This window comes from Streptomyces sp. NPDC127119, from assembly GCF_042677425.1.
Classification (GTDB): Bacteria; Actinomycetota; Actinomycetes; order Streptomycetales; family Streptomycetaceae; genus Streptomyces.
On record NZ_JBHXTO010000048.1, the window covers coordinates 15,564 to 39,203 of the forward strand.

Sequence of the window (23,640 nt, forward strand, 5' to 3'; positions counted from 1 at the left end):
TCGACTCCTTACGCGCTCAGGCCGAGGCGTGCTCGGCGATGAGCTCGCGAGCCGCTTCGAGGTCGTCGGGTGTCTTCAGCGCCAGCGTCTTCACGCCGGGCAGCGCGCGCTTGGCGAGACCGGTCAGTGTGCCACCGGGGCACAGCTCGACCAGCGCGGTCACGCCGAGTTCCTTGAAGGTCTCCATGCACAGGTCCCAGCGGACCGGGTTGGCGACCTGACCGACGAGCCGGGAGACGACCTCGGCTCCCGTGGCGACGGCGAGGCCGTCCTTGTTCGAGACGTACGTGAGCGTCGGGTCGGCCGGTGACAGTTCCGCCGCGGCCTGCGCGAGGACGTCGACCGCCGGAGCCATGTGACGGGTGTGGAACGCGCCCGCGACCTTCAGAGCCACCACCCGGCGTACGCCCTCGGGCTTGTCCGCCTCCAGGGCGGCCAGCTCCTCCAGCGTGCCGGCGGCCACGATCTGGCCCGCGCCGTTCACGTTCGCCGGGGTCAGGCCCAGCTTCTCCAGGTGCGGGATCGTCACTTCGGGGTCGCCGCCGAGCAGCGCCGACATACCGGTCCGGGTGACGGCGGCGGCCTCGGCCATCGCCAGGCCCCGCTTGCGCACGAGCGTCAGTGCGGCTGTTTCGTCCAGGACGCCCGCGAGGACGGCGGCCGTGATCTCGCCGACGCTGTGCCCCGCCACGGCGCCGGGCGCCGTGGCACCGAGTGCCGAGGCGGACAGGAGACCCGCGGCGACCAGCAGCGGCTGGGCGACGGCGGTGTCCCGGATGGCGTCCGCGTCGGCCTGCGTGCCGAAGTGGGCAAGGTCGAGCCCGATGGCGTCCGACCACGCGGCGACGCGGTCGGCGGCGCCGGGGAGGTCGAGCCAAGGAGTCAGGAAGCCGGGCGTCTGGGCGCCCTGGCCGGGAGCGACGAGTACGAGCACTCTCACACTCTCTCTTGTGAACGGGCACGGCCGCCCGTGGGGACAGGGACGAAGAACAGGAGGGGGAATTGTAGGTCCCCGACAAAAGCCTAGAGCTGGGGATCTCCATCGGCCAGACGCCCCAGGATCAGCGCGATCCGCAACGTGAACGCCGAACGTACGTCGGAAGGCGACCAGCCGGTGACGTCAGTCACACGTCGAAGCCGGTAGCGCACGGTGTTGGGGTGCACGAAGAGCATCCTGGCCGCGCCTTCGAGACTGCTCGCCTGTTCGAGATACACGCTCAAGGTCTCCAGGAGTGCCGACCCGGCCTCCTCAAGCGGTCTGTAGATCTCCTCCACCAGTTGGTCGCGCGCCGCCGGGTCACCGGCGATCGAGCGCTCCGGCAGGAGATCGTCCGCCAGTACCGGCCGGGGCGCGTCCTGCCAGGCGAAACACGCCTTGAGCCCGGCTGCGGCGGCCTGCGCGGACCGGGTCGCGGCCAGCAGGTCGGGGACCACGGGACCGGCCACCACGGCCCCCGCGGCGTACGGCCCGATCAGCGATTTGGCGACGGCCAGGGGGTTGTCGCTGCCGCCCGCGATGACGACCAGCCGGTCGCCGAGGACGCCGGTGAGCACCTGGAGCTTGGCGTGCCGGGCGGCCCGCCGGATGGCCTCGACGGTCAGCTCGCTGTCGCCGTCGGGTGCCGTGCCCAGCACCACGCACACATGCTCGGGCGAGTTCCACCCGAGGGCAGCGGCACGGGACACCGCTCCCTCGTCGGCCTCTCCGGAGAGCACCGCGTTCACGACGAGCGACTCCAGGCGGGCGTCCCAGGCACCGCGTGCCTCGGCGGCCTGTGCGTACACCTGGGCGGTGGCGAAGGCGATCTCCCGGGCGTACACGAGCAGCGCCTCGCGGAGCACGTTCTCGTCGCCCGGGGCCGCGACCTCGTCGATCGCGGACTCCATCACCTCGATCGTCGTACGCACCATCTCCACGGTCTGGCGCAGGGTGATCGCCCTGGTCAGCTCGCGCGGCGCGGTGCCGAAGACGTCCGTGGAGATCGCCTGCGGGGCATCGGGATACCGGAACCACTCGGTGAACGCGGCGATACCGGCCTGTGCGACGAGGCCGATCCACGACCGGTTCTCCGGGGGCATCGCCCGGTACCAGGACAGCGTCTCGTCCATGCGTGCGATGGCCTGGGCGGCGAGACTGCCGGACGACTTCTCCAGCCGCTTCAGGGTCGCGGTGTGCGCGTGGGCGGCGCGCGCGGCGCGTTCGGTGTTGCTGGATTCGGGTTCGGGCACGGAACAAGACTGCCTTATCCGGACGGCAGGATGCGGCGGAGGGTCGCAGGCGGCACGCCCGGCGGGTCTACCGTGGGTCGCGTGATGGACGTACGGCGCGCCGGCGAGCGCTACCGCGGAGGCGACCCGGCGGCCGGGATCGAGTCCCTGCACGCCTTCTCCTTCGGCCCGCACTACGACCCGGACAACCTCCGCTTCGGCGCGGTCATCGCCTGCAACGAGGAACGTCTGGCGCCCGGCGCGGGCTTCGACGAGCATCCGCACAGCCACACCGAGATCGTCACGTGGGTCGTCGAGGGCGAGCTGACCCACCGGGACTCCACGGGCCACGAGTCGCTCGTACGCCCCGGGGACGTGCAGCGCCTCAGTTCGGCGGGCGGGGTCCGCCACGTCGAACGCAACGACGGCGAGGTGCCCCTGCGCTTCGTCCAGATGTGGCTGGCCCCCCTGGAGCCGGGCGGCGACCCCGCGTACGAGGTCGTCCACGGCATCGCGGACTCCACGCCGTACGCGCTCCCGGCGGCGGGGGCGATGCTCCACGTACGCCGCCTCGCCCCAGGACAGCGGACCGCGATCCCCGACGCACGCTTCCTGTACGCGCATGTCGTACGCGGCGAGGTGCTGCTGGGCGGCGAGGTGCTGGGCCCCGGGGACGCGGCCCGTGTCGGGGACGCGAAGGACCTGGAGGCGGTGGCGCGCGGGGCGGCGGAGCTGCTGCTGTGGGAGATGGCGACCGGCTGAGTGCCGGACGTCACCGCACGGGCAGCGTCACCGCGCGGGCGGCGTCACCGTACGGGGAGGCGGGCCATCGCCGACCGGCTGTCGTCGTCCGCGGGCCGGTAGATCACCACCCGCTGGTCCAGGTCCTGGATCGGGGTGAGCACCTCGAAGTCCACCGCGATCTCGCCGGCCTCGGGATGCCGCATGACCTTGCGTCCGCGGCCCTTGACCTTGACGTCCCGCTCGGCCCACATCCGCGCGAACTGCTCGTCGTGCGTGCTGAACTCGACGATGAGGTCGCTCAGGGCCCGGTCCCCGGGATGCGCGGCCCACGCGGCACGCAGATGGGCGACCCCCTCCCGTACGACGCGTTCGCGGTCGACGTACAGCTCGCGGGTCCGCGGATGCATCAGGCACATCCACATCGAATTGCGCTGTGACGGCGGCAGGGCGGCGAAGTCCACCAGCAGCCCCGCCATCTCACGGTTCCAGGCCAGGATGTCGTAGCGGTGGTTCAGCACCATGGCCGGCAGGGGTGACAGGTCGCCGACCAGCCGGGCGAGGGTCGGCGCCGCGGTGGTGGCGGGCTCGTCGGCGTCGTCGGGGCGGCGCTGCCGGGACAGGTCGAAGAGGTAGGCGCGTTCGTCGGGGGTCAGGCGCAGGGCCCGCGACAGCGCGGCCAGCACGTCCACCGAGGGCCGCAGTCCGCGTCCCTGTTCCAGCCTGACGACGTAGTCGACGCTGACCCCGGCGAGTTCGGCGACCTCCTCGCGGCGCAGTCCCGGGGTCCGCCGGGACCGCCGACGCGCGGGCAGCCCGAGGTCGTGCGGGTCCAGGCGTTCGCGCCGGGTCCGCAGGAACGCGGCCAGTTCCTGTGTCGCGTCCACGGTGCGGTCCGTCGAGCGGTCCGTCGAGCGGGTCGTCATGTCCGGCCCAACAGTCAGGGTGGGACCGCTGTTCCCAGGAAGATCCTTCCCTTACCCCTGACCCGGGGTGCTCACAGACTCGCTGTCGACGACGGATCACGAGCGAGCACAGGAGAAACACCACCATGTCACTCACCCTCGACACCTACCGGCTGCTGGGCCGTTCCGGGCTGCGGGTCTCACCGCTGGCCCTGGGCACGGCGACCTTCGGCACCGAGTGGGGCTGGGGCGCCGAGCGGGACGAGGCGCGCAGACTGTTCGACCTCTACGTGGAGCGCGGCGGCAACTTCATCGACACCGCCAACACGTACACCGACGGCAGCTCCGAGCGCCTGCTCGGCGAGTTCACCGGCGCCCGCGGCGGCGTCGACCGCGAGAGCCTGGTGCTGGCGACGAAGTACACGACCCTGCGCCGGCCCGGTGACCCCAACTCCGGCGGCAGCCACCGCAAGAGCCTGTTCGCGTCGGTGGAGGCGAGTCTGCGCCGGCTGAACACGGACTACCTGGACCTTCTCTACCTGCACGTGTGGGACTTCACGACCCCGGTCGAGGAGATCCTGCGCGGCATGGACGACCTGGTCCGCCAGGGCAAGATCCTGTACGTGGCGATCTCCAACGCCCCGGCCTGGCAGGTGTCGCGCATGCAGGCGATCGCCGATCTGCGCGGCTGGTCGCCCCTGGTCGCCCTGCAGATCGAGTACAACCTGATCGAGCGCACCGGCGAACGCGACCTGATCCCGATGGCCCGTGAGATGGGGCTCGGCGTGGTCCCGTACTCGCCGCTGGCGGGCGGGGTGCTCACCGGCAAGTACAGCCGCGACGACCTGACCGCGACGGACGGGGCGCCCGGCGGCAGCAGCCGCAAGAACTTCAACCTCGCCCTGGGCACGGTCACCGAACGCAACCTCGCCGTCGCCGACGTGGTGAAGGAGGTCGCGGCGGAACTGGGCCGCACGCCCGCGCAGGTCGGGCTGGCCTGGACGCTGAGGAATCCGGCGGTGACGGCGCCGGTCCTCGGCGCCCGCACCCCCGCGCAGCTGGAGGGCAACCTGGGCGCCCTGGAGGTCGACCTCACCGCCGCCCAGCTGGCCCGCCTGGACGGGGCGAGCCGTATCGGCCTCGGCTTCCCGCACGACATGCTCGCCGGTGACCACATCCGCCGGGTGACCGCGGGCGACCTGCGGATCGAGTCCCGCCGCTGACACCCGTGGCAGATGTCCGGGAGGTTTCGGGCCGCGCCGGCCGATCGGGGTGCCCGGCGCCGTGAGTCCGTCGGTGCTCGCCGCGGAGGTGCGCTCGTCCGCCTTCGGTCCCTACTCCGTTGCCGCGGAACGGAGTTGCGCTTCTTTTCCCTTCGGTTCGGCGGGTCGCCCCGGGCGCCCGCCGTCCGTCGTTCCGCCTCTCTGCCGCCCGGTATCGGCGTACGGGCCGTTGTTACGCCCATGCGTCCCGTGTAAACGTCTTGTTCCCAATGTCCGTGAAGTCTTCCGGCTGAAAATGATCGGCCGTACGTTCGCTTCATCAGATGGTCTGACCATCACACCTACCGGTCCGGGAGGAAGGGCGTTGGACAAGTCGGTCAAGTTCGACGCGTTCGTGCGGCAGTCGACAAGCGTGAGCAGCGAGATCGTCGCCCACATCGAGACACTGATCAGCAGCGGTTCGCTGGCACCCGGCACCAAGCTGCCCGCCGAACGCGAACTGGCGCAGGTGCTCAAGGTCTCGCGGGCCTCACTGCGCGAGGCCATGCACGAACTGGAGGCCAAGCGGGTCGTCGAACGCAGGCCGGGCCGCGGCACCATCGTGCTGGAGGCACCCGCCCACGTACGCACCGTGTACGAGGAGATGCCCGAGTCCGAGCGGACCCTGCGCGATGTGGCGGAGCTGCGCGAGACGATCGAGCCCAAGTTCGCCCAACTCGCCGCGGAACGCGCCACCAAGGCCGGCCTGTACGCCTTGGAACGGGTGCTGGAGACCACCGCCCGTGACGACCTCACCCAGGAGGAGTCCCTGAGGGCGGACATCACCTTCCACATGCTGCTCGCCCAGGCGTCGCAGAACCCGCTGATGGTGGCCCTCAACTCACTCGCCAACAGCTGGACGGAGTCGGTACGCGCCTTCTCCCACGGCACCGACGAGGCCAGGCGCTCCTCGCACCTCGGCCATCAGCTCATCTTCACCGCAGTACGGAGCGGCAACGGCGCCGCGGCCCGGGACGCGATGCTGGCGCACCTCGCGGACGTCACGCATCTCACGAAGAACAACCTGCCTTCGTTCTGACGTTCTGATCCGGCCCGGCAGATCAATCCACCGGCCCCTCCCCGAAAGAGCACCCCATGCACCTCCAGACCTTCCTCCGGCATGCCCGGCCGTCCCGCACCGCCGTCGCCGTCTCGGCCACCGCGCTCGCCCTGCTCGCCGTGTCGGCCTGCGGCTCCGACTCCTCCTCGACCTCCGCGGCGGCCGGGTCCGGCGGCACCACCGACTTCAAGGTCGTCCTGCCCTGGTACGCCGACGCCGAGGGCGGCGGCTTCTTCGCGGCGAAGGCCGAGGGCCTGTACGACGACCAGAAGCTCGACGTCACCCTGCAGTCCGGCGGCCCCCAGGTCTCGGCCACCCAGCTCGTCGCCGCCGGCCGCGCGCAGGTCGGATTCGCCGACGCCGCCGGGATCGTCCAGGCCCAGCAGCAGGGCATCCCGATCGTCGCGATCGGCGCCCTCTACCAGGACAACCCGGTCGGCGTGATGACACACGCGGACGCGGACATCAAGTCCTTCGACGACATGGACGGCAAGACCTGGGTGACACAGACCGGCCAGCTCGGCCCGGCGTGGGTCAAGAAGAAGACCGGCATCGACTTCTCCACGCAGGTCTACCAGGGCTCCATCGCCAACTTCCTCAAGAAGGACAGCCTCGTCCAGCAGGGCTGGCCCACCAACGAGGCGTACCAGGCGCAGAAGGCCGGAGTGAAGGTCGACTTCATCCCGTTCTCCGACTCCGGCTACAACCCGTACAACGACGTCTTCTTCACCTCCGAGTCCTACCTCAAGAGCCACCGCGAGGAACTGACCGCCTTCCTCGCGGCCAGCATGCAGGGCTGGCAGGACTACATGGGTGACGTGAGCGTCGCCAAGACCGCCAACGCCGCCATCCTCAAGGCCAACGACCAGCAGACCAGCGGAAGCGTCTGGTACGCGTGGGACAAGCAGCGCAAGTACGTCGTCGCGGGTGACGGCAAGAAGCAGCTCGGCACGATGACCGCCGACCGCTGGAACACCCTCATCGACCAGATGAAGCAGCTCGGCCAGCTCAAGACCACCCCGAAGGCCGCCGACCTCTACGACTCCTCACTGCTCCCGAAGGTCGCCGCGCCGTCCGCCCTCCCCGCCGCGCCCGACGGTTCCTACTGACGGACTCCTGCCGACGGAAAGGAGCGACACCCATGAGTACAGCCACCGTGCACGACCCCGCCGCGGACCTCGGCCCGCTGGTCGACTTCGACGGCGCGGACAAGGTCTACAACAGCGGCTTCCGCGCCCTGGCCCCCATCGACCTGCGGCTGCCCCGGTCCGAGATCACCGCCCTGGTCGGCCCCTCCGGCTGCGGCAAGTCGACCCTGCTGCGCATGGCGGCCGGCCTGACCGCCCCGACCAGCGGCACCATGAACCGCCGCACCGACCGCATGTCGTACGTCTTCCAGGACCCGACCCTGCTGGCCTGGCGCTCGATCCGGGCCAACGTCGAACTCGTCGCCAGACTCCAGGGCGTACCCCGCGCCGAACGGCGCGAACGCGCACAGAAGGCGATCGACCTGGTCGGCCTCCAGGGCTTCGAGAAGTCCTACCCGCGGGAGCTGTCCGGCGGCATGAAGATGCGCGCCTCGCTCGCCCGGTCCCTCACCAGCGACCCCGAACTGCTGCTGATGGACGAGCCGTTCGCCGCCCTGGACGAGTTCAACCGGGAGAAGATGGGCGTCGAACTGCTCCACCTGTGGCGCACCCGCCAGGTCACCGTCATGTTCGTCACCCACTCCATCCCCGAGGCCGTACGCCTCGGCCATCAGGTGGCCGTGATGGGCACGGGCCCGGGGTGCGTCATCGAGGTGTTCCGCTCCCCGAGCCCGCCCACCACGGACCCCGCCGCCCCGCGCGACGACGCCGCACTGCGGGAACTGCGCACCGAGATCTCGACCATGCTGGGAGGCGCGGGGATATGACCGTGCTCGACACCGCGCGGACCTCCGTCGAGGACGCGCAGCCCGCCAAGTCCCCGCGCGCCGGACGGCCCGTGGCCCTGCGGACCGTACTGCCGCCGCTGGGCGCACTGGTGGTGATGATCGCCCTGTGGCAGCTCGTGATCGTCGCCTTCGACATCCCCGGTTACATGCTGCCCTCGCCCATGACGATGGTGGACACGGTTCTGCACGAGGCCGACTCCGTCCTCACCCCGACCTGGGTGACCCTGCGCGAGTCGGTGCTCGGCTTCGTGCTCGCGGCGGTGGTCGGCGTGAGCAGCGCGCTGGTGATGGGGCGCTGGCGGCTGATGGAACGCAGCCTGTACCCCTACCTGATCCTGCTCCAGACCATCCCGATCGTGGCCATCGCGCCGCTGTTCGTGGTGTGGCTCGGCCCCGGCATGGCCACCAACACCATGGTGGCCGCGATGATCGCGCTGTTCCCGGTGGCCGCGAACACCCTCCAGGGACTGAAGTCCATCGACCGCAACCTGGTCCAGCTCTACTCGATGGCAGGCGCCCCCGCCCGCGTCCAACTGCTGTTCCTGCGGCTGCCGGGCGCGCTGCCGGAGATTTTGACCGGACTGCGGGTCGCCGCCGGTGCCTCCGTGATCGGCGCGATCGTCGGCGAGTTCGTGGCCGGTGTCGGCGGCGGTGCGGGCGGCCTGGGGTACGTCATCACCGAGAGCGCGGTGCAGCTGCGTACGCCTCAGCTGTTCCTCGCGGTGTTCGGCGCGAGTGTCGTGTCGCTGCTGCTGTTCGCGGTCGTCGTGGGCGCCGAGAGGTTCCTGCTCGGCAAGTGGCACGAGTCGGCGCTGCCGACCGACGAATAGGCCGCCGACCGCAGGACGGGCCGTCCGCCGAAGCCCGGCACAGCCAGCCGAAGCCCGCTGAAGCCCGCCGAAGAAGAACGACAGGAAATCACCATGAACGACGACAGCACCCGCATGTGGGCCGACCTCACCACCGAGGACGTCGCGGGCCTCGCCAAGGACCGCACCGTGGTGGTCCAGCCGATCGGAGCGGTGGAACAGCACGGCGCCCATCTGCCGCTGATCACCGACGCGTTGACCGCCGAGACCATCGCCCGCAGCGCGGTGCGCCGGCTCGGCCCCGACAGCGGCACCTGGGTCCTGCCGACCCTGCACTACGGCAAGTCCACCGAGCACCTGGGCCGCGCCGGAACCATCGCCATGTCCACGAACACCCTGCTGTCGGTCTGCCTGGACCTCGGCGAATCGCTCGCCGCCGGCGGAGTGCGCAAACTCGTCTTCGTCAACGGCCACGGCGGCCAGCCGAGTCTCCTGGACGTGGTGTCACGCGACATCCGGCACCGCTTCGGCCTGGAGGTCTTCTCCGTCATGCCGTCGCGGTTCGCCCTCCCGGACACGGTGGAGGACCCCGACCCCTTCGGCATCCACGGCGGCTTCCTGGAGACCTCCCTGGTGATGGCGATCGCACCGGAACTCGTCAAGCCGGACAAGGCGGTCGCGGACGGACTGACGGTCGGCGCGTTCTACCGCGCGCAGAAGCACCTCACCCTGGAGGGCGTGGTCCCCACCGCCTGGCTGATCGACGACGTGTCGGCCTCCGGTGTCGTCGGCGACCCGACCGGGGCGAACGCCGACACCGGCAGACTGCTCCTGGACCACTGGAGCGGCCTGCTCGCGGAAGCACTCACCGAGGTACGGGACTTCGCGTTCCCCGCGCTCGACGGGAGCACCGCATGACGGCCGGGCCGACCGAACTGACTGTCGTCGGTGCCCTGTTGCTCACCATGGCCGACGGCCAGGACCCCTTCACCGGATGGTTCACGGTCGGCGGCGACGGCCGCATCACCGGCATCGGCCCCGGCGAACCCCCGGCCCTCGAAGGCACCGTGCTCGACGCGTCCGGGAAGATCGTCGCCCCCGGGTTCGTCTCCGCCCACAGTCACCTGCACACCTCGGGACTGCGCGGACTCGCGGCGGGGGAGACGCTCTACCCCTGGGTGCGCGCCAACAACGACATCCTGCTCGGCGCCGGGCCCGAGGACATGTACTGGTTCGCCCTGCACGGCTGCCTGGACTTCCTCGGCAACGGCATCACCTCGGCGTACAACTTCGCCCAGAACCGGGTGCTGTGGATGTACGACCGGGACACCCACCGCGATGTGCCGGGTGCCGTCCACCCCGAGGAGTTCCTCACCCGCCAGTTCGACGCCGCGGCCCGCTCCGGGCTGCGCGTGATGACCGCGATCCGCCTGGACGACCAGGAGTTCGGACCCGACGGTGCCCGCGACAACTTCGCCGGGATGGCCGGCGAGGCACGCGGACGCATCCCGCGGGACGCCTTCCTCGGCGTCTCCGTCTACGGCGCCGTGCAGTGGTCGGACTCGCCGGACACGGCGGCCCTGGAAGCCGAGACCATGCGGCACCACGGGGTGCTCAACCAGGCGCACTTCGTGGAGACGGCCGAGAACATCGAGGCCCAGCAGGCCAAGTTCGACTGGTACGCGAAGGCCGGGGCGCTGGGACCTGACATGCTGTTCGGGCACTTCGTCCACCCCACCGACGAGATGATCGACGCGGTGGCGGCCAGTGGCAGCGCCGTCGTGTGGCAGCCGGCCTCCAACGGGCGGCTGGGCTCCGGATTCGCCGACATCGCCCGCTACCGCGAGCGCGGCATCCGCGTCGGCATGGGCCTGGACGACCAGTCCTGCACGGATGTCTCCGACCCCTTCCAGAACATGCGGATCGGCATGTACGCGCTGCGCGCCGCGCACTCCCGGGCGTCGGTCATGATGCCGCGCGAGGTACTGCGCCTGCACACCCTCGGCTCGGCCGAGGTGCTCGGCGCCGACGACCGGATCGGCAGCCTCGAACCGGGCAAGTTCGCCGACTTCCTGGTGGTCGACCCGGCCGACCCCGACACCGGTCCGGTCTGGGACGCGTACGCGGGATACGTCCTGGCCTGCGGACCGCGCAACCTCAAGGAGGTGTACGTGGGCGGGCGGCGGGTCGTCGCCGACGGCCGGCCCGCGCATCCGCTGGCGGCCGACGCCACGGCGGAGACGCACGCCCGGACGGCCCGCGCGGCACACGACCGAGGGCTTCCCGCACCCGTCCTGACCGCACCCGCCCGGACCACTCCTGTCCCGACCGCTCCCGTCCCGACCGCTCCCGTCCCGACCGCCGCGCACCCGCGTGGCGCCCTGCACCCCATGAACCACGCGGAGGAACGATGACGACCGCCGTACGCCGGCACCTCGGTGCCACGGTGGCCACGACCCTGTGGGGCCGCCTGCCCAGCGGTGACGACGCCCCGGTGCTCTCCGTCGAGCCGGGCGAGCAGATCACCCTGGACACCGTCAGCCACGAGGGCGTCATGGAGGACCAGGGCCGTGACCCCGTCACCTTCTTCGGCCGCCACGGAGTCGCCCCCGAGGACGTCCTGGCCGACACCGTCGCGATCGCCTCGAACGCCGCGCACACCCCCGCCGACGGCCCGCACATCGTCACCGGACCGATCGAGATACGCGGCGCCGAGGTCGGCGACTATCTGGCCGTCCACGTCGACCGGCTCCTGCCGCGCACCTCGTACGGTGTGATCTCCAGCCGTCACGCCAAGGGCCTGCTCCCCGAGTCCTTCCCCTCGAACTCCCCGCTGACCAGCGTGTTCTGCTCGGTGCTCGGGCTGAACGGGGCGGACCCGGCCACCGCGCTGGCGACCCTGCCGCTCGTCCCCGGCGCGACGGAACGACCCGTCCGCTTCCCGCTCGCGCCCTTCCTCGGCGTGATGGGTGTGGCCACACCCGGCCCCGAGCGGCTGCACTCCACCCCGCCGGGCCTGCACGGCGGGAACCTCGACATTTCGCTGCTGCGCGAGGGCAGCACCCTCTACCTGCCGGTGCAGGTACCGGGCGCCGGCTTCTACGCCGGGGACCCGCATCTGGCGCAGGGCAACGGCGAGATCGCGTTGACCGCCCTCGAAGCGCCGCTGCGCGCCACGCTGACGTTCGACGTCGTGCCCGCGGCACGGGCCGCGGAACTCTTCGGCGCGGCCCGCGGCCCCGTGGCCCGTACCCCTCAGTTCCTCGTGCCGACCGGCCTCGACCCCGACCTGGACGAGGCGGTCGCCGCCTGCGCCCGCAACGCCCTGGAAGTGCTGGGCGCGTCCTTCGGCATGGCTCCCGAGCTGGCGTACGCGTACCTGAGCGCCGCGACCGACTTCGACATCTCGCAGGTGGTGGACGTCGTCAAGGGCGTCCACGCCCGCATCAGACTCTCGGACTTCGCCCTGGTGGAAGGAGGTGCGTGGTGACGACGCACACAAGCACGACAGACACGACGGGCACAGCGACCACTGTCGCCGACGCGTGTGAGGTGATCGCACCCGACGCGGTGCCGGACGGACTGCTCGACGCCTTCTGGCGCTACGACACGGCCCTGCTGGCCAACGACCGCCCGACCCTCGACGAACTGTTCATGCCGGGCCCGCACACCATCAGGGGCGACGGCCGCACGCTCCTCGTCGGCCACGACGCCATCGCGGGCTTCCGCTCGGCCCGCGCCAAGGTCCCCACCCGGGCCGTCGTCCAACTGCACGTCCAGGTGGTCGCGCCCGACGCGGCCCTGCTGATGGCGAGCACCCGCGACGGCGACGCCACCGGCCTGCAGACCCAGCTGTGGCGGCTGCTCGACGGCGACCGCTGGGCCGTCGCCGCGGCCCATGTGAGCCTGCCGACCGCTGCCCCGCAGCCGGGTTCCGGGGCCGGGTCGGGCGCCGGGCCAGGCGCCTTCGACCGTACGGTCTGGCGGACCGTCGGAGATCCGCTGGCGGCGGCCACGGCACCCGGTCCGCTGGACGGGTACGGCCTCGCCGTGAAGGACCTGTTCGACGTCGCGGGCCACCCGGTCGGCGCGGGAGTGCCCGCCTGGCTCGCCGAACAGCGCCCGCGTACGGACACGGCTCCCGCCGTCGCCGCGCTCCTCGAAGCCGGTGCCCATGCGGTCGGCATCGCCCGCACCGACGAGTTCGCCTACAGCCTCGCCGGAACCAACGCGCACTACGGGACACCGCCGAACCCGGCGGCCCCCGGCAGCGTCAGCGGCGGGTCCACCAGCGGCCCGGCCGCCGCCGTCGCACTCGGCCAGGCGGACGTGGGCCTGGGCACCGACACGGCGGGCTCGATCCGGGTACCGGCCTCCTACCAGGGCCTGGTCGGACTGCGTACGACGCACGGCGCCATCAGTACGGCCGGTGTCCTGCCGCTGGCCCCGTCCTTCGACACGGTGGGCTGGCTCACACGCGACGTGCGCACCTCCGCCCTGGTCGCCGAGGCCCTGCTCGGGCCGCCGCAGCCGGGCGGGGACGACGCGGTGGCCGCTCGCCGCACGGTACGGCTGCCGGTGCTGGAGGAACTCGCGAGCACGGAGGTACGGACCGCCTTCGCCTCCACCGTCGAGGCCCTGTGCGACGCGGGAAGGCTCCCGCCGCCGGAGTCGGACGATCTGGAACTCCCCGTGCTGGAAAGGTGGTTCACCGCCTTCCGTACGGTCCAGGCGTGGGAGGCGTGGCAGGCCCACGGCGCGTGGATCACGGCTCGTCCGGGTGCGCTCGGCGCGGATGTCGGCAGCCGGTTCGCGCAGGCGGCCGAGGTGACCGAACGGCAGGCGGACCAGGCGCGCGAGGTCGTCGCCGAGGCCCGCGAACAGCTTCGGACCCGGCTGACCGGCACCGTACTGGTGATCCCCTCGGCGTCCGGTCCGGCGCCGGGGCGCACCGCGACCGGTGAGCGGATCGAGGCGGAGCGGGCGGCGACCCTGCGCATGACCTGCCTCGCCGGGCTCGCCGGGGCGCCCGCCCTGTCCCTGCCCCTGCTGCGACTGGCCGACGGCCGCCCGGCCGGTGTGTGCCTGCTGGGCGCGCCCGGCACGGACCACGCCCTGCTCGCCCTCGCCGCCGGTCCGGAGGCCCGTCGATGAACACCCGTACCGAGGCGGTCGTCCCCGACGGCCGCGCACCCCTGCGGCACCGCAACCGCTGGCAGTTCCCCGGCACCAGCACCAGCAACGGCACCGGCGTCGCCGGGAGGGTGGACCTGCACCGCCCGCACCTGCCCGAACGGTCCGTCACCCTTCCCGCCCTGCCGGCGCCCCTGACCCTCGACCCGTCACGCACCGCCGTCATCGTCGTGGACCTGCAGAACGACTTCTGCGCCGCCGACGGCTGGCTGGCCGGTATCGGCGTCGACGTGTCGGTCCTGGCACCGGCCATCGGCCTCGGCGCGCGGGCGGTCACCGGCGCACGCGCCGCCGGGATACCCGTCATCTGGCTGAACTGGGGCAACCGCCCCGACCAGGCCAACCTGCCGCCGGGCGTGGCCCACGTCTACGACCCGCGGGGCACCGGCGAGGGCATCGGCTCCCGCACGGCACCCTCGGGCGCCCCCGTGCTGACCAAGGACAGCTGGGGCGCCGCCCTCGTGGACGGGGTGAGCGCCGAGCCCGGTGACCTCCATGTGGACAAGTACCGGATGAGCGGTTTCTGGGACACCCCGCTCGACAGTGTCCTGCGCAATCTGCGCGTGGACACGCTGGTGTTCGCCGGCGTCAACTCCGACCAGTGCGTGTACGCCACGCTCATCGACGCCGCGTGCCTGGGCTACGACGTCGTCATGCTCGACGACGCGTCCGCCACGACCTCGCCGTCCTACTGCCACGACGCGACCCTCTACAACGTCCGCCAGTGCTACGGCTTCACCGCGTCGACCCCCGACCTGCTGGACGCCCTCACGGCGGAGCCCGCCGATCCGACCGCCCCGAACCCCGAGGACACCGTATGAGCACCCCGCCCATCCTCCGCCGCCTGGACCAGGTGACACCGCAGTTGATCTCACCCACGGACACGGTCCGGCTCGCCCTGCTGGCGGGCCCGGCCGACAACTCGCCGACCAGCGTGTTCTACGAGGTCTGGGAGCCCGGCGGTGCCCAGCCCGACAACTCCCACCCCGAGTCCACCGAGATCTTCGTGGTCCTCGCCGGCCACGGCACCGCCCACAGCGACGAGCACGCCGTGCCGATCGGCCCCGGGGACGTCCTCGTCCTGCCGCCGGGTTCGCTCCACCGCATCGAGAACACCTCGGCCACGGAACGCATGTACACCGTCACGATCATGGCCGAGGACGGCGGGGCCATGCCCGGCGGCTTCGCCTCGCTCGTCACCGCGGGGACGGACTCGGCCTGGGACGACGCCGACCGGGCGGTGCTCAGCGGCCCGGTTCGGCCAGGACCGCGTCCGTGAACGCGGGCCAGACCTCCGTCGCCCAGGTGCCGAACGCCCGGTCCGTCAGGGCCACGCACGCGAGCCCCGCGTCCGGGTCGATCCACAGGAACGTACCGGACTGACCGAAGTGGCCGAAGGTGCGCGGGGAGGACGAACCGCCCGTCCAGTGGGGCGACTTGGAGTCACGGATCTCGAATCCCAGACCCCAGTCGTTCGGGTTCTGGTGGCCGTAGCCCGGCAGGACGCCCTTCGTCCCCGGGTACTGCACGGTCATCGCCTCGGCCACCGTGCGCGGGTCGAGCAGCCGCGGCGCCTGCACCTCGGCGGCGAACCGGACCAGGTCGTCGACGGTCGAGACGCCGTCCTTCGCGGGGGAGCCGTCGAGGGTCGTCGACGTCATCCCGAGCGGTTCGAGCACGGCCTGCTTCAGATACTCGCCGAAGGGAATCTCCGTCGCCTTCGCGACGTGCTCGCCCAACTGCTCGAACCCGGCGTTGGAGTACAGCCGCCGCTGTCCGGGCGGAGCCGTCACCCGGTGCTCGTCGAAGGCGAGGCCGCTCGTGTGCGCGAGCAGATGCCGCACGGTGGCCCCCTCCGGCCCGGCCGCCTCGTCCAGCTCGACGGCCCCTTCCTCGTACGCGACGAGCACGGCGTAGGCGGCGAGGGGTTTGGTGACCGAGGCCAGCGCGAAGGGCTGTGCGGTGGGGCCGTGGGCCCCGAGCAGGGTGCCGTCCGCCCGCACGACAGCCGCGGCGGCGGTGGGGACGGGCCACTTCTCGATCAGCGCGAGACTCTCCAAAGACATGAGCAAGAGCCTACGACCACGGTGAAGGCACGGGTTCCGTCTTCAGGGGCGCGGGGAACTGCGCGACCGGCCCCCACCGGACCCGCACCCGCCCACCCCCGGTCAGAACTTGAACCGCATCAACGGATCCGGAGTCCGGACGAACCCCATCGACTCGTACAGCGGCGCGGCCTCCGCCGAGGCGGTCAGATCGATCTGCCCGACTCCCCGCTCCCGGAACCACGCCACCAGCTCCTCCATGCAGGCCCGCGCGTACCCCCGCCGCCGCGCACCGGGATCCGTCGCGACACTGAACACGTAACCGATCCGCCCGTGCGGATTCCCGGGCCGCCCGATCCGGTACTCCAGGGTCCCCGCCACCAGCGCGGCCAGCGCCCCCACCCGCTCGGGATGATCGACGACGAAGGCCGCGAAACCCCCGTCGGGATCGGCCAGCCGACCCCGTACGGTGGCCAGGGACTCGGCGTGCCAGCCGGTGGACGTGTCCGCCCCGGGCATCGAGTCGATCAGCACCTGACGCAGTCGGAGCAGTTCCTCGGCGTCCTCGGGCACGGCCCGGCGTACAAGGCTCATGATCGGCACGCTAGCCACCGCGGCGCCCCGTGTCGCCGGAATTTCATCCGCGTCCGCTTGCTTGGAGTGCACTCCAAGGTTTTAGCGTGGGGGCCATGACGGTGATGGAGACCACGGAGCCCGGGACCGACATCTGCGTAGCCCCGCCGCGGACGCTGAGGCGCCCCGACGGCCGGGACCAGTACACGATCAGCGAGGTCGTCGCGTTCACCGGCCTGACGGCGCACACGCTCCGCTGGTACGAGCGGATCGGGCTGATGCCGCACATCGACCGATCGCACACGGGCCAGCGCCGCTACAGCAACCGCGACCTCGACTGGCTCGACCTCGTCGGCAAGCTGCGGCTGACCGGGATGCCGGTCGCCGACATGGTGCGGTACGCGGAGATGGTGCGCGCGGGCGACGAGACGTACGCGGACCGCTTCGAGCTGCTCGAAGCGACGCGGCGGGACGTGCGGGCCCGGATCGCCGAGCTGCAGGACACCCTCGCCGTGCTCGACCGGAAGATCAATTTCTATGCGGACGCCGGGCAGGCCCTGGCGTCGGAGAGGTCCCGATGACGGACAGCAGGATCGCGAAGGCACCGCTCGGCACGGGCGGCCCCGAGGTCGGCGTGCAGGGACTCGGCTGCATGGGCATGAGCTTCGCGTACGGTCCGACGGACGCCGAGGAGGCCCGGGCCACGCTGGAGCGCGCGCTGGAGCTGGGCGTCACCCACTACGACACGGCGGACGCCTACGGGCAGGGGGAGAACGAGCGGTTCCTGGCGCCGTTCGTCGCGGCGCACCGCGACGAGGTGGTCATCGCGACGAAGTTCGCCATGACGATCCCGCCGGACGAGCCGACGCGGCGGATCATCCGCAACGACGGCCCGTACATCCGGCAGGCGGTCGAAGCGAGCCTCAAGCGCCTCGACGTCGACGTGATCGACCTCTACTACATGCACCGCCGCGATGTGAACGTCCCCATCGAGGAGACCGTCGGCGTGATGGCCGAGCTGGTCCGCGAGGGCAAGGTCAAGCAGCTCGGTCTCAGCGAGGTGACGGGCGGGGAGCTGCGGGCCGCGCAGGCCGTGCATCCGATCGCGGCCGTGCAGTCGGAGTGGTCGCTGTTCAGCCGGGACATCGAGGCGGGGGTCGTGCCGGCGGCCCGTGAGCTGGGCGTGACCCTGGTCCCGTACTCCCCGCTCGGGCGCGGCTTCCTCACCGGCTCCTTCACGGACGCCGACAAGGAGCTGACCGCGGGTGACTTCCGGCGTCAGCAGCCCCGTTTCACGGGCGACAACGCGGCGAGGAACGCGGCCCTGCTCGACTCGATCCGTACGGTCGCCGAGGCGCACGGGGCGTCCGTGGGGCAGATCGCGCTCGCCTGGGTGCATCGGCAGGCGGCGGTGCACGGGCTGACTGTCGTGCCGATTCCGGGTACGCGTCGGCGTACGCGGGTGGAGGAGAACACGGCGGCGACGCGGATCGCTCTGACCGATTCCGATCTCGACGTCCTGAACGCGATCGCAGCCGACGTCGCGGGCACGCGCTACGCGGACATGACGTTCGCCTCGGCGGGCCGGGAGTAGCGCGGCCTGCGGGGCGGGGCGGGGCCGGTTCGTCGGGTGCGGCCCGGTGGGGGCTTGTCGCGCAGTTCCCCGCGCCCCTGAAAGCACGTGGCTGAGCGCCATGGTTCCCCTGCGGCCCGGGCGACGAAAAGCAGGGGCGCAGCCCCGCTTTTCAGGGGCGCGGGGAACTGCGCGCTCAGCCACGATGTGCTGGCACCCGACGAACCGGCCCCGTTTGTTCAAGGGGCGCGGGGGAACTGCGCGACAAGCCCCCGCCGGCCCGCGGACGACCCGGCGGCGGAACCGTCAGAGCTCCGCCAGAAGCTCCGCTTTCTTGACCGAGAACTCGTCGTCCGTCACAAGCCCCGCCTCATGCAGCTCACCGAGGTGCCGGATGCGTTCGGCGATGTCCGCCGGATCGCGCCGGGCCCGCGGGGCCACCGCGACCGCCCCGGCGGCCGGCCCCGACGCCACGTCGGGCAGCACCGCAGGCCCCCCGGACCGCGCGGCCGCCAGCACGGCCGCCGCGAACGGCAGTGACTCGTGCACCGGCCCGTACCCCAGCCCGAACACGACCGCGGCCGGATCCTGATCCGCCTGCCCCGGCTGCGCGCCCGCACCCCCCGCCTCACGGCGCAGCAGCCGCAGGTGCCCCTCGAAGATCTCGGGCGAGCGCCACTCCACCCCGCACAGGTCGGCGACGGCGAACGTCTGGTCGCCGGCCTTCCACTTCGCGGACGAGGCCCCCGTCCAGAACCACCGGAAGGCCACGGACTTCCCGTCGAAGGACGCCTTCCCGTCGTACGCCTTGAACTGGAGCGGCGTCTCCGGTGCCCGCACCAGATAGCGTTCCACCGGATCCGCGTCGGGCGGCCCGAGCATCGCGCGCAGCTCGTCCGCGTAGTACTCGGCGAGCGTCTCGCGCTCGGCGGGCAGCACGAGCCGGTACGGGTCGCACACGTCCCTCAGCTGCCCCGCGGCCGCCTCCATCAACGGATCGGCGCCCGGCCGCGGCTCGGCACGCAGGACGACCGTCCCGCGCTTGCCGGGCGTCAGCGTCACCGACGCGATCGCGTCGAGCGGGATGCGCCGCTCACCGAGCGCCTGGAACAGCTTCGGTGTGCGGATCCCCCGTTCGAAGCGGATGAGCACGGAGTCGGAATCGAACTCCCAGGCGGCATGAAATCCGGCCAGTACGTCACCCATGCGGGCCATCGTATGCGGCATGCGCTTCCTAGTCCCCTCCCTGAGCGGCCCGCACTTTCTTCGTCCTCTACGCGCGTCCGGCTTCAGCGGTGCCGGGCAGACCCTCCCGGCACACGTCGTCGTCGTGCGCGCAGCTGACCGCGCGGTACGCGCCAATACCGATCTCGGCGAAATTCCGCAGGCTGTCGGTCCCGGGCTCGAAATACCCGGTGTGTCCCTTCGCCCCGCGCGCGGACAGCACCCGCGCGCCGAAGTCCGAGGACATCGGGTCGGCGCCGTGACCGAGCCCGCCGACCTCCAGATGCGGTACGTCCTGGATCCAGTCGTCGGAGTCACGTACGGCCCACACCCGGGCCGCGGTGCGCAGTTGCGCCGCCCGTTCGACCCGCATGCCCGGACTGCCCGCCACCGCTATGTCGGAGACCCGGGGCGGCAGCGAGTGGGCGGCCACACCGCAGACCACGGATCCGTAGCTGTGGCAGTAGAGCGCGACCCGTGAGCGGCCGGGCAGCGCGCGGACGAGGGCGTCGAGCCGGACCGCGCCCTCCTCGGCGCGGGTGCCGGTGGCGGCGTCCATGCCGAGCCCGTTCGGTGTCGTGTAGTCGGCCCACGCGATCACGGCGGTACGTGTCCGGGGGCTGGCCTCCCGTTCGGCGCGGTACAGCGCCTTGGCCATGCCGACCGGAGCGGTGTACTGGCGCTCGGTGCGCTGGAAGGTCAGCAGGTCGGTGTCGACGCCGGGCACCACGACCGAGACCCGCTCGGCCCCGCCGAGGTCTCCGAAGACCTCCGCGACGCGGCCCGACCCCATCGGGTCGAAGGCGAGGATGCGGCGCTCGCCGGCCATCAGTGCCTGGTAGCGGTGCATCCGGCGGCCCGCGTCGCGCTGGCCGATCGCGGAGAGCCGCTTGTCACGCATGCGGGCGATCTCGACCTTGCGTGCCTGGCCGAGGGCGATCCGGTTGGCGCGGTAGCGCAGGGCCACCGGCGCCCCGTTCATGTTGCCGACCGCGAGCGGATAGCGGGCGGCGAGCCGGGTCCGCTGGTGCGCGTCGAGCGAGGCGAAGAACTGGGCCAGCCGGATCGGCGTCGTCTCGTCCGGGTCCGGCAGCCGGTGCCCGCCTATGTGACCGCGGTCCCAGGCGGCGAGGGAGGCCGCGATCGGGGTCGCCGCCCCTCTGTGACCGCGTACCGCGGTCCAGCCGGTGGTCCCGAGCATCACGAACACCACGGCCAGCGCGAGCAACATGCGCCAGACGTTGAGTTGGGGGGTGGAGTCGAAGGAAGTCACTGAAAGGACACACTAGGAGAACGAGAGGGTCTCGCGTTAACCGAGTGAGGCGGATCACGTTTCCGTTGGGGTAATTGGGGCAAAGTGGCCCTGCTCTTTGCCGGGCCATCACACTGTGTACGCACATGGGGTGATCCGTACTCATAGGGTCACCACTTTGTGTGCAGCAGGAGTTACTCCGCGTCCCCGTGGTCGCTTCCGTCACGCGTGTGCCAGTTCTCGATCAACGCGGGCCTCATCCCGTCGAGATACGAGGCGGTCAGCTCGCGCATCGCGGCCACGCTGAAGTCGTCGCCCGCGCCCCACCGGCGGGCCGCCAGCCGCATCACCCCGCCGAACAGGGCCACCGCCACGCGCGGGCGCGGATCGGCGTCCACGTCGACGCCCTCCCGGTCCGCGATCAGCCGGGCCAGCTGCTCCTCCAGTCCCTCGTGGCGGCGCAGATGAGTGGCGAGCAGCGCGGGGGTCGACTCGATCAACTGGTAGGTGCGCATGTGCAGTTCGATCGGCACGACGGCCTCGATCGCCTCCCCGATGGTGTCCCAGCTCGCCATGACGGCCCGGCGCAGCGCGTCCAAGGGGGCTTCGTGGGACGGGCGTTGGCGTACCGCGTCGAGGAAGTGCGACTCCGTCATCTCCTGGACGGCGAAGGCGGCCTCCTCCTTGCCGGCGAAGTAGCGGAAGAAGGTGCGCTGGGAGACGTCGACCGCCTCGACGATCTCGTCGACGGTCGTCCGCTCGTACCCCTGGGCCGTGAACAGTTCCAGGGCGGACCGCACCAGCGCGTCCCGCGTGCGCTGCTTCTTGCGCTCGCGCAGGCCCGGTCGGGGTGCCGTGTCCATGAGTCCTCTTTCCCGTCCCCCGGGAGGCGCCCAGGTGACCATCCGTCGCGCGTGTCCGCCCGCGGATGACTTGTCAGTTACCGAATTGTGAATTGGTTTGTCAATTGTCAGCGGCTGTCACTAATCTCGAACGTATGACTAGTCAGACCACCGTCGACAAGACGGGCCCCGCCGACGAGGCCCCGGCCGCCTCCGGCCCGGCTCCGGCCGAGGGGCTGCGCGGCCACCCGTGGTTCACCCTCATCACCGTGGCCGTCGGCGTCATGATGGTGGCCCTCGACGGCACCATCGTGGCCATCGCGAACCCGGCCATCCAGAAGGACCTCGGTGCCACCTTCGCCGACGTCCAGTGGATCACGAACGGCTACTTCCTCGCGCTCGCCGTCACGCTGATCACGGCGGGCAAGCTCGGCGACCGGTTCGGCCACCGCCAGACCTTCCTCATCGGCGTGGTCGGCTTCGCGGCGGCCTCGGGGGCCATCGGGCTCTCCGACAGCATCGCCTTCGTGGTGGTCTTCCGGGTGCTCCAGGGTCTGTTCGGCGCGCTGCTGATGCCGGCCGCGCTCGGCCTGCTGCGGGCCACCTTCCCGGCCGAGAAGCTGAACATGGCGATCGGCATCTGGGGCATGGTCATCGGTGCCTCCACCGCGGGCGGCCCGATCCTCGGCGGAGTGCTCGTCGAGCACGTGAGCTGGCAGTCCGTCTTCTTCATCAACGTGCCGGTCGGCATCCTCGCGGTCGTCCTCGGCGCGGTGATCCTCACCGACCACCGGGCGAAGAACGCGCCGCGCTCCTTCGACCTGCTCGGCATCGGCCTGCTGTCCGGCGCCATGTTCTGTCTGGTCTGGGCGCTCATCAAGGCCCCCGCGTGGGGCTGGGGAGCCGCGCTGACCTGGTCGTTCCTCGGTATCTCCGTGGTGGGCTTCGCGCTGTTCGCGTTCTGGGAGAACCGGGTGCGCGAACCGCTCATCCCGCTCGCCCTCTTCCGCTCGGTGCCGCTGTCGGCCGGTGTGGTCCTGATGGTGCTCATGGCGATCGCCTTCATGGGCGGCCTGTTCTTCGTCACCTTCTACCTCCAGAACGTGCACGGGATGAGCCCCATCGACGCGGGTCTGCATCTGCTGCCGCTCACCGGCATGATGATCGTCGGCTCGCCGCTGGCCGGCGCACTGATCGGCAAGACCGGACCGCGCGTGCCGCTCGCGGGCGGCATGGCGTTCACGGCCGTCGCCATGTTCGGCATCTCGACCCTGGAGACGGACACCGGCAGCGGGCTCATGTCGATCTGGTTCGGACTGCTCGGCCTCGGCCTCGCGCCCGTCATGGTCGGCGCCACCGAGGTCATCGTGGGCAACGCGCCGATGGAGCTGTCCGGTGTCGCGGGAGGCCTTCAGCAGGCGGCCATGCAGATCGGCGGCAGCCTCGGCACCGCGGTCCTGGGCGCGGTGATGGCCTCCAAGGTCGACAACGACCTCGCGGGCAACTGGGCCGCCGCGGGCCTCCCGGAGCTCTCCCCGGCCGAGCTGGACCAGGCCGCGGAAGCGGTGCAGGTCGGCGCGCCGCCGGTGGCCCCGGGCACCCCGCCCGAGATCGCCGCGAAGATCACGGATGTCGCCCACGACACGTTCATCTCGGGCATGAGCCTGGCGAGCCTGGTCGCGGCGGGTGTCGCCGTCGTCGCCGTCTTCGTCGCCTTCCTCACCAAGAGGGGCGCCAACGCGGAAGCGGGCGCGGGAGTCGGCCACATCTAGTCCGGCACATCGAGTCCGGTACATCCAGTCCGGTTCCGGAATCCCTTTACACCCCGCCGAGTTCGCTCGGCGGGGTTTTCGCTTATCCGGGTGACACCTCTACGTATGACTTTCATACCGCCCGTATCCCAGGTCAGAGTGGTCTCAACTGATCTGTACGGAACGGGCAGTTCGGTTGAAGTGGCGGGGGGGAGCCGGCGGGGGGGAGCCCCCCCCCCCCACCCAAACAAAAAAAACACCGACGA

The 23,640-nt window shown here is 71.4% G+C and carries 23 protein-coding genes; 15 read left to right on the forward strand and 8 right to left on the reverse strand.

Annotated features, from left to right (window positions below; translation table 11 throughout):
• Positions 1 to 16: 16 nt before the first annotated feature.
• Both ACFVH5_RS21360 and ACFVH5_RS21365 read right to left on the reverse strand, forming a co-directional pair.
• Positions 17 to 934 carry an ACP S-malonyltransferase gene (locus ACFVH5_RS21360; RefSeq protein ID WP_385835210.1) on the reverse strand — a complete coding sequence of 306 codons (918 nt, stop codon included), beginning with the start codon at positions 932 to 934 and terminating at the stop codon, positions 17 to 19.
• A gap of 89 nt (positions 935 to 1,023) precedes the next feature.
• Positions 1,024 to 2,229 carry a PucR family transcriptional regulator gene (locus ACFVH5_RS21365; protein ID WP_384807426.1) on the reverse strand — a complete coding sequence of 402 codons (1,206 nt, stop codon included), beginning with the start codon at positions 2,227 to 2,229 and terminating at the stop codon, positions 1,024 to 1,026.
• Positions 2,230 to 2,310: 81 nt separating this feature from the next.
• Between ACFVH5_RS21365 and ACFVH5_RS21370 the strand changes: the two genes are divergently transcribed.
• The gene (locus ACFVH5_RS21370; RefSeq protein WP_385835211.1) at positions 2,311 to 2,970 is read left to right on the forward strand and encodes a pirin family protein; all 660 of its coding nucleotides are present in this window, start codon (positions 2,311 to 2,313) and stop codon (positions 2,968 to 2,970) included.
• A gap of 44 nt (positions 2,971 to 3,014) precedes the next feature.
• Here ACFVH5_RS21370 and ACFVH5_RS21375 read toward each other — a convergent pair whose 3' ends face one another.
• Positions 3,015 to 3,875: a helix-turn-helix domain-containing protein gene (locus tag ACFVH5_RS21375; protein ID WP_385835212.1), complete on the reverse strand. Its 861-nt coding sequence runs from the start codon at positions 3,873 to 3,875 to the stop codon at positions 3,015 to 3,017.
• Between the two features lie 125 nt (positions 3,876 to 4,000).
• Between ACFVH5_RS21375 and ACFVH5_RS21380 the strand changes: the two genes are divergently transcribed.
• The 11 genes from ACFVH5_RS21380 to ACFVH5_RS21430 all read left to right on the forward strand — a co-directional run bounded on the left by ACFVH5_RS21380 (position 4,001) and on the right by ACFVH5_RS21430 (position 15,393).
• Positions 4,001 to 5,077 (forward strand): aldo/keto reductase, encoded by a 1,077-nt coding sequence (locus ACFVH5_RS21380; protein ID WP_385835213.1) that lies wholly within the window; start codon positions 4,001 to 4,003, stop codon positions 5,075 to 5,077.
• 364 nt (positions 5,078 to 5,441) lie between these two features.
• On the forward strand, positions 5,442 to 6,155 hold the full coding sequence (locus ACFVH5_RS21385; protein WP_385835214.1) for a FadR/GntR family transcriptional regulator: 714 nt from the start codon (positions 5,442 to 5,444) through the stop codon (positions 6,153 to 6,155).
• A gap of 56 nt (positions 6,156 to 6,211) precedes the next feature.
• Entirely contained in the window at positions 6,212 to 7,285 is a 1,074-nt protein-coding gene (locus tag ACFVH5_RS21390; protein ID WP_385835215.1) for an ABC transporter substrate-binding protein, read from the forward strand.
• A gap of 32 nt (positions 7,286 to 7,317) precedes the next feature.
• A complete protein-coding gene (locus ACFVH5_RS21395) occupies positions 7,318 to 8,091 on the forward strand; it encodes an ABC transporter ATP-binding protein (RefSeq protein ID WP_385835216.1) in 774 nt (257 codons plus the stop codon).
• Entirely contained in the window at positions 8,088 to 8,942 is an 855-nt protein-coding gene (locus ACFVH5_RS21400; protein ID WP_385835217.1) for an ABC transporter permease, read from the forward strand. Before ACFVH5_RS21395 ends, ACFVH5_RS21400 begins: the two co-directional genes overlap by 4 nt.
• Before the next feature lie 93 nt (positions 8,943 to 9,035).
• Positions 9,036 to 9,839: a creatininase family protein gene (locus ACFVH5_RS21405; protein WP_385835218.1), complete on the forward strand. Its 804-nt coding sequence runs from the start codon at positions 9,036 to 9,038 to the stop codon at positions 9,837 to 9,839.
• Positions 9,836 to 11,335 carry an amidohydrolase family protein gene (locus tag ACFVH5_RS21410; protein WP_385835219.1) on the forward strand — a complete coding sequence of 500 codons (1,500 nt, stop codon included), beginning with the start codon at positions 9,836 to 9,838 and terminating at the stop codon, positions 11,333 to 11,335. The genes ACFVH5_RS21405 and ACFVH5_RS21410 overlap by 4 nt, the downstream gene beginning before the upstream one ends.
• Positions 11,332 to 12,411, forward strand: a complete 1,080-nt coding sequence (locus tag ACFVH5_RS21415) for an acetamidase/formamidase family protein (RefSeq protein ID WP_385835220.1) — start codon at positions 11,332 to 11,334, stop codon at positions 12,409 to 12,411. Before ACFVH5_RS21410 ends, ACFVH5_RS21415 begins: the two co-directional genes overlap by 4 nt.
• Positions 12,408 to 14,075, forward strand: coding sequence for an amidase (locus ACFVH5_RS21420; RefSeq protein ID WP_385835221.1), 1,668 nt, complete (start codon positions 12,408 to 12,410; stop codon positions 14,073 to 14,075). The genes ACFVH5_RS21415 and ACFVH5_RS21420 overlap by 4 nt, the downstream gene beginning before the upstream one ends.
• Positions 14,072 to 14,935: a cysteine hydrolase family protein gene (locus ACFVH5_RS21425; protein ID WP_385835222.1), complete on the forward strand. Its 864-nt coding sequence runs from the start codon at positions 14,072 to 14,074 to the stop codon at positions 14,933 to 14,935. The genes ACFVH5_RS21420 and ACFVH5_RS21425 overlap by 4 nt, the downstream gene beginning before the upstream one ends.
• Positions 14,932 to 15,393 carry a cupin domain-containing protein gene (locus ACFVH5_RS21430; RefSeq protein ID WP_385835223.1) on the forward strand — a complete coding sequence of 154 codons (462 nt, stop codon included), beginning with the start codon at positions 14,932 to 14,934 and terminating at the stop codon, positions 15,391 to 15,393. Before ACFVH5_RS21425 ends, ACFVH5_RS21430 begins: the two co-directional genes overlap by 4 nt.
• On the opposite strand, the gene ACFVH5_RS21435 is transcribed toward ACFVH5_RS21430, so the two are convergent.
• Together ACFVH5_RS21435 and ACFVH5_RS21440 are read right to left on the reverse strand one after the other, a co-directional pair.
• Positions 15,359 to 16,180 (reverse strand): serine hydrolase domain-containing protein, encoded by an 822-nt coding sequence (locus ACFVH5_RS21435; RefSeq protein ID WP_385835224.1) that lies wholly within the window; start codon positions 16,178 to 16,180, stop codon positions 15,359 to 15,361. The genes ACFVH5_RS21430 and ACFVH5_RS21435 overlap by 35 nt on opposite strands.
• A gap of 102 nt (positions 16,181 to 16,282) precedes the next feature.
• The gene (locus ACFVH5_RS21440; RefSeq protein WP_385835225.1) at positions 16,283 to 16,753 is read right to left on the reverse strand and encodes a GNAT family N-acetyltransferase; all 471 of its coding nucleotides are present in this window, start codon (positions 16,751 to 16,753) and stop codon (positions 16,283 to 16,285) included.
• 95 nt (positions 16,754 to 16,848) lie between these two features.
• On the opposite strand from ACFVH5_RS21440, the gene ACFVH5_RS21445 reads away from it, so the two are divergent.
• On the forward strand, positions 16,849 to 17,313 hold the full coding sequence (locus ACFVH5_RS21445; RefSeq protein WP_385835226.1) for a MerR family transcriptional regulator: 465 nt from the start codon (positions 16,849 to 16,851) through the stop codon (positions 17,311 to 17,313).
• Positions 17,310 to 18,326: an aldo/keto reductase gene (locus ACFVH5_RS21450; protein WP_385835227.1), complete on the forward strand. Its 1,017-nt coding sequence runs from the start codon at positions 17,310 to 17,312 to the stop codon at positions 18,324 to 18,326. The genes ACFVH5_RS21445 and ACFVH5_RS21450 overlap by 4 nt, the downstream gene beginning before the upstream one ends.
• A 285-nt stretch (positions 18,327 to 18,611) precedes the next feature.
• Here ACFVH5_RS21450 and ACFVH5_RS21455 read toward each other — a convergent pair whose 3' ends face one another.
• The 3 genes from ACFVH5_RS21455 to ACFVH5_RS21465 form a co-directional block, all read right to left on the reverse strand.
• A complete protein-coding gene (locus ACFVH5_RS21455; protein ID WP_385835237.1) occupies positions 18,612 to 19,520 on the reverse strand; it encodes a DUF4429 domain-containing protein in 909 nt (302 codons plus the stop codon).
• A gap of 58 nt (positions 19,521 to 19,578) precedes the next feature.
• Complete coding sequence (locus ACFVH5_RS21460) at positions 19,579 to 20,802, reverse strand: alpha/beta hydrolase (RefSeq protein WP_384807455.1); 1,224 nt, start codon at positions 20,800 to 20,802, stop codon at positions 19,579 to 19,581.
• Positions 20,803 to 20,975: 173 nt separating this feature from the next.
• Positions 20,976 to 21,644 carry a TetR family transcriptional regulator gene (locus ACFVH5_RS21465; protein ID WP_385835228.1) on the reverse strand — a complete coding sequence of 223 codons (669 nt, stop codon included), beginning with the start codon at positions 21,642 to 21,644 and terminating at the stop codon, positions 20,976 to 20,978.
• A gap of 134 nt (positions 21,645 to 21,778) precedes the next feature.
• Here ACFVH5_RS21465 and ACFVH5_RS21470 point away from each other — a divergent pair, with 134 nt between their 5' ends.
• A complete protein-coding gene (locus ACFVH5_RS21470; RefSeq protein WP_384807458.1) occupies positions 21,779 to 23,395 on the forward strand; it encodes an MFS transporter in 1,617 nt (538 codons plus the stop codon).
• The last annotated feature ends 245 nt before the right edge of the window (positions 23,396 to 23,640 follow it).

What these genes read in the sequence shown, in the direction of transcription:
- ACFVH5_RS21375 (WP_385835212.1), bottom strand. Translation starts at nt 3,875, where the DNA reads ATGACGACCCGCTCGACGGACCGCTCGACGGACCGCACCGTGGACGCG.
- ACFVH5_RS21380 (WP_385835213.1), top strand. Translation starts at nt 4,001, where the DNA reads ATGTCACTCACCCTCGACACCTACCGGCTGCTGGGCCGTTCCGGGCTG.
- ACFVH5_RS21445 (WP_385835226.1), top strand. Translation starts at nt 16,849, where the DNA reads ATGACGGTGATGGAGACCACGGAGCCCGGGACCGACATCTGCGTAGCC.
- ACFVH5_RS21395 (WP_385835216.1), top strand. Translation starts at nt 7,318, where the DNA reads ATGAGTACAGCCACCGTGCACGACCCCGCCGCGGACCTCGGCCCGCTG.
- ACFVH5_RS21465 (WP_385835228.1), bottom strand. Translation starts at nt 21,644, where the DNA reads ATGGACACGGCACCCCGACCGGGCCTGCGCGAGCGCAAGAAGCAGCGC.
- ACFVH5_RS21470 (WP_384807458.1), top strand. Translation starts at nt 21,779, where the DNA reads ATGACTAGTCAGACCACCGTCGACAAGACGGGCCCCGCCGACGAGGCC.
- ACFVH5_RS21410 (WP_385835219.1), top strand. Translation starts at nt 9,836, where the DNA reads ATGACGGCCGGGCCGACCGAACTGACTGTCGTCGGTGCCCTGTTGCTC.
- ACFVH5_RS21390 (WP_385835215.1), top strand. Translation starts at nt 6,212, where the DNA reads ATGCACCTCCAGACCTTCCTCCGGCATGCCCGGCCGTCCCGCACCGCC.
- ACFVH5_RS21430 (WP_385835223.1), top strand. Translation starts at nt 14,932, where the DNA reads ATGAGCACCCCGCCCATCCTCCGCCGCCTGGACCAGGTGACACCGCAG.
- ACFVH5_RS21425 (WP_385835222.1), top strand. Translation starts at nt 14,072, where the DNA reads ATGAACACCCGTACCGAGGCGGTCGTCCCCGACGGCCGCGCACCCCTG.
- ACFVH5_RS21455 (WP_385835237.1), bottom strand. Translation starts at nt 19,520, where the DNA reads ATGGCCCGCATGGGTGACGTACTGGCCGGATTTCATGCCGCCTGGGAG.
- ACFVH5_RS21415 (WP_385835220.1), top strand. Translation starts at nt 11,332, where the DNA reads ATGACGACCGCCGTACGCCGGCACCTCGGTGCCACGGTGGCCACGACC.
- ACFVH5_RS21435 (WP_385835224.1), bottom strand. Translation starts at nt 16,180, where the DNA reads ATGTCTTTGGAGAGTCTCGCGCTGATCGAGAAGTGGCCCGTCCCCACC.
- ACFVH5_RS21450 (WP_385835227.1), top strand. Translation starts at nt 17,310, where the DNA reads ATGACGGACAGCAGGATCGCGAAGGCACCGCTCGGCACGGGCGGCCCC.
- ACFVH5_RS21400 (WP_385835217.1), top strand. Translation starts at nt 8,088, where the DNA reads ATGACCGTGCTCGACACCGCGCGGACCTCCGTCGAGGACGCGCAGCCC.
- ACFVH5_RS21440 (WP_385835225.1), bottom strand. Translation starts at nt 16,753, where the DNA reads ATGAGCCTTGTACGCCGGGCCGTGCCCGAGGACGCCGAGGAACTGCTC.
- ACFVH5_RS21405 (WP_385835218.1), top strand. Translation starts at nt 9,036, where the DNA reads ATGAACGACGACAGCACCCGCATGTGGGCCGACCTCACCACCGAGGAC.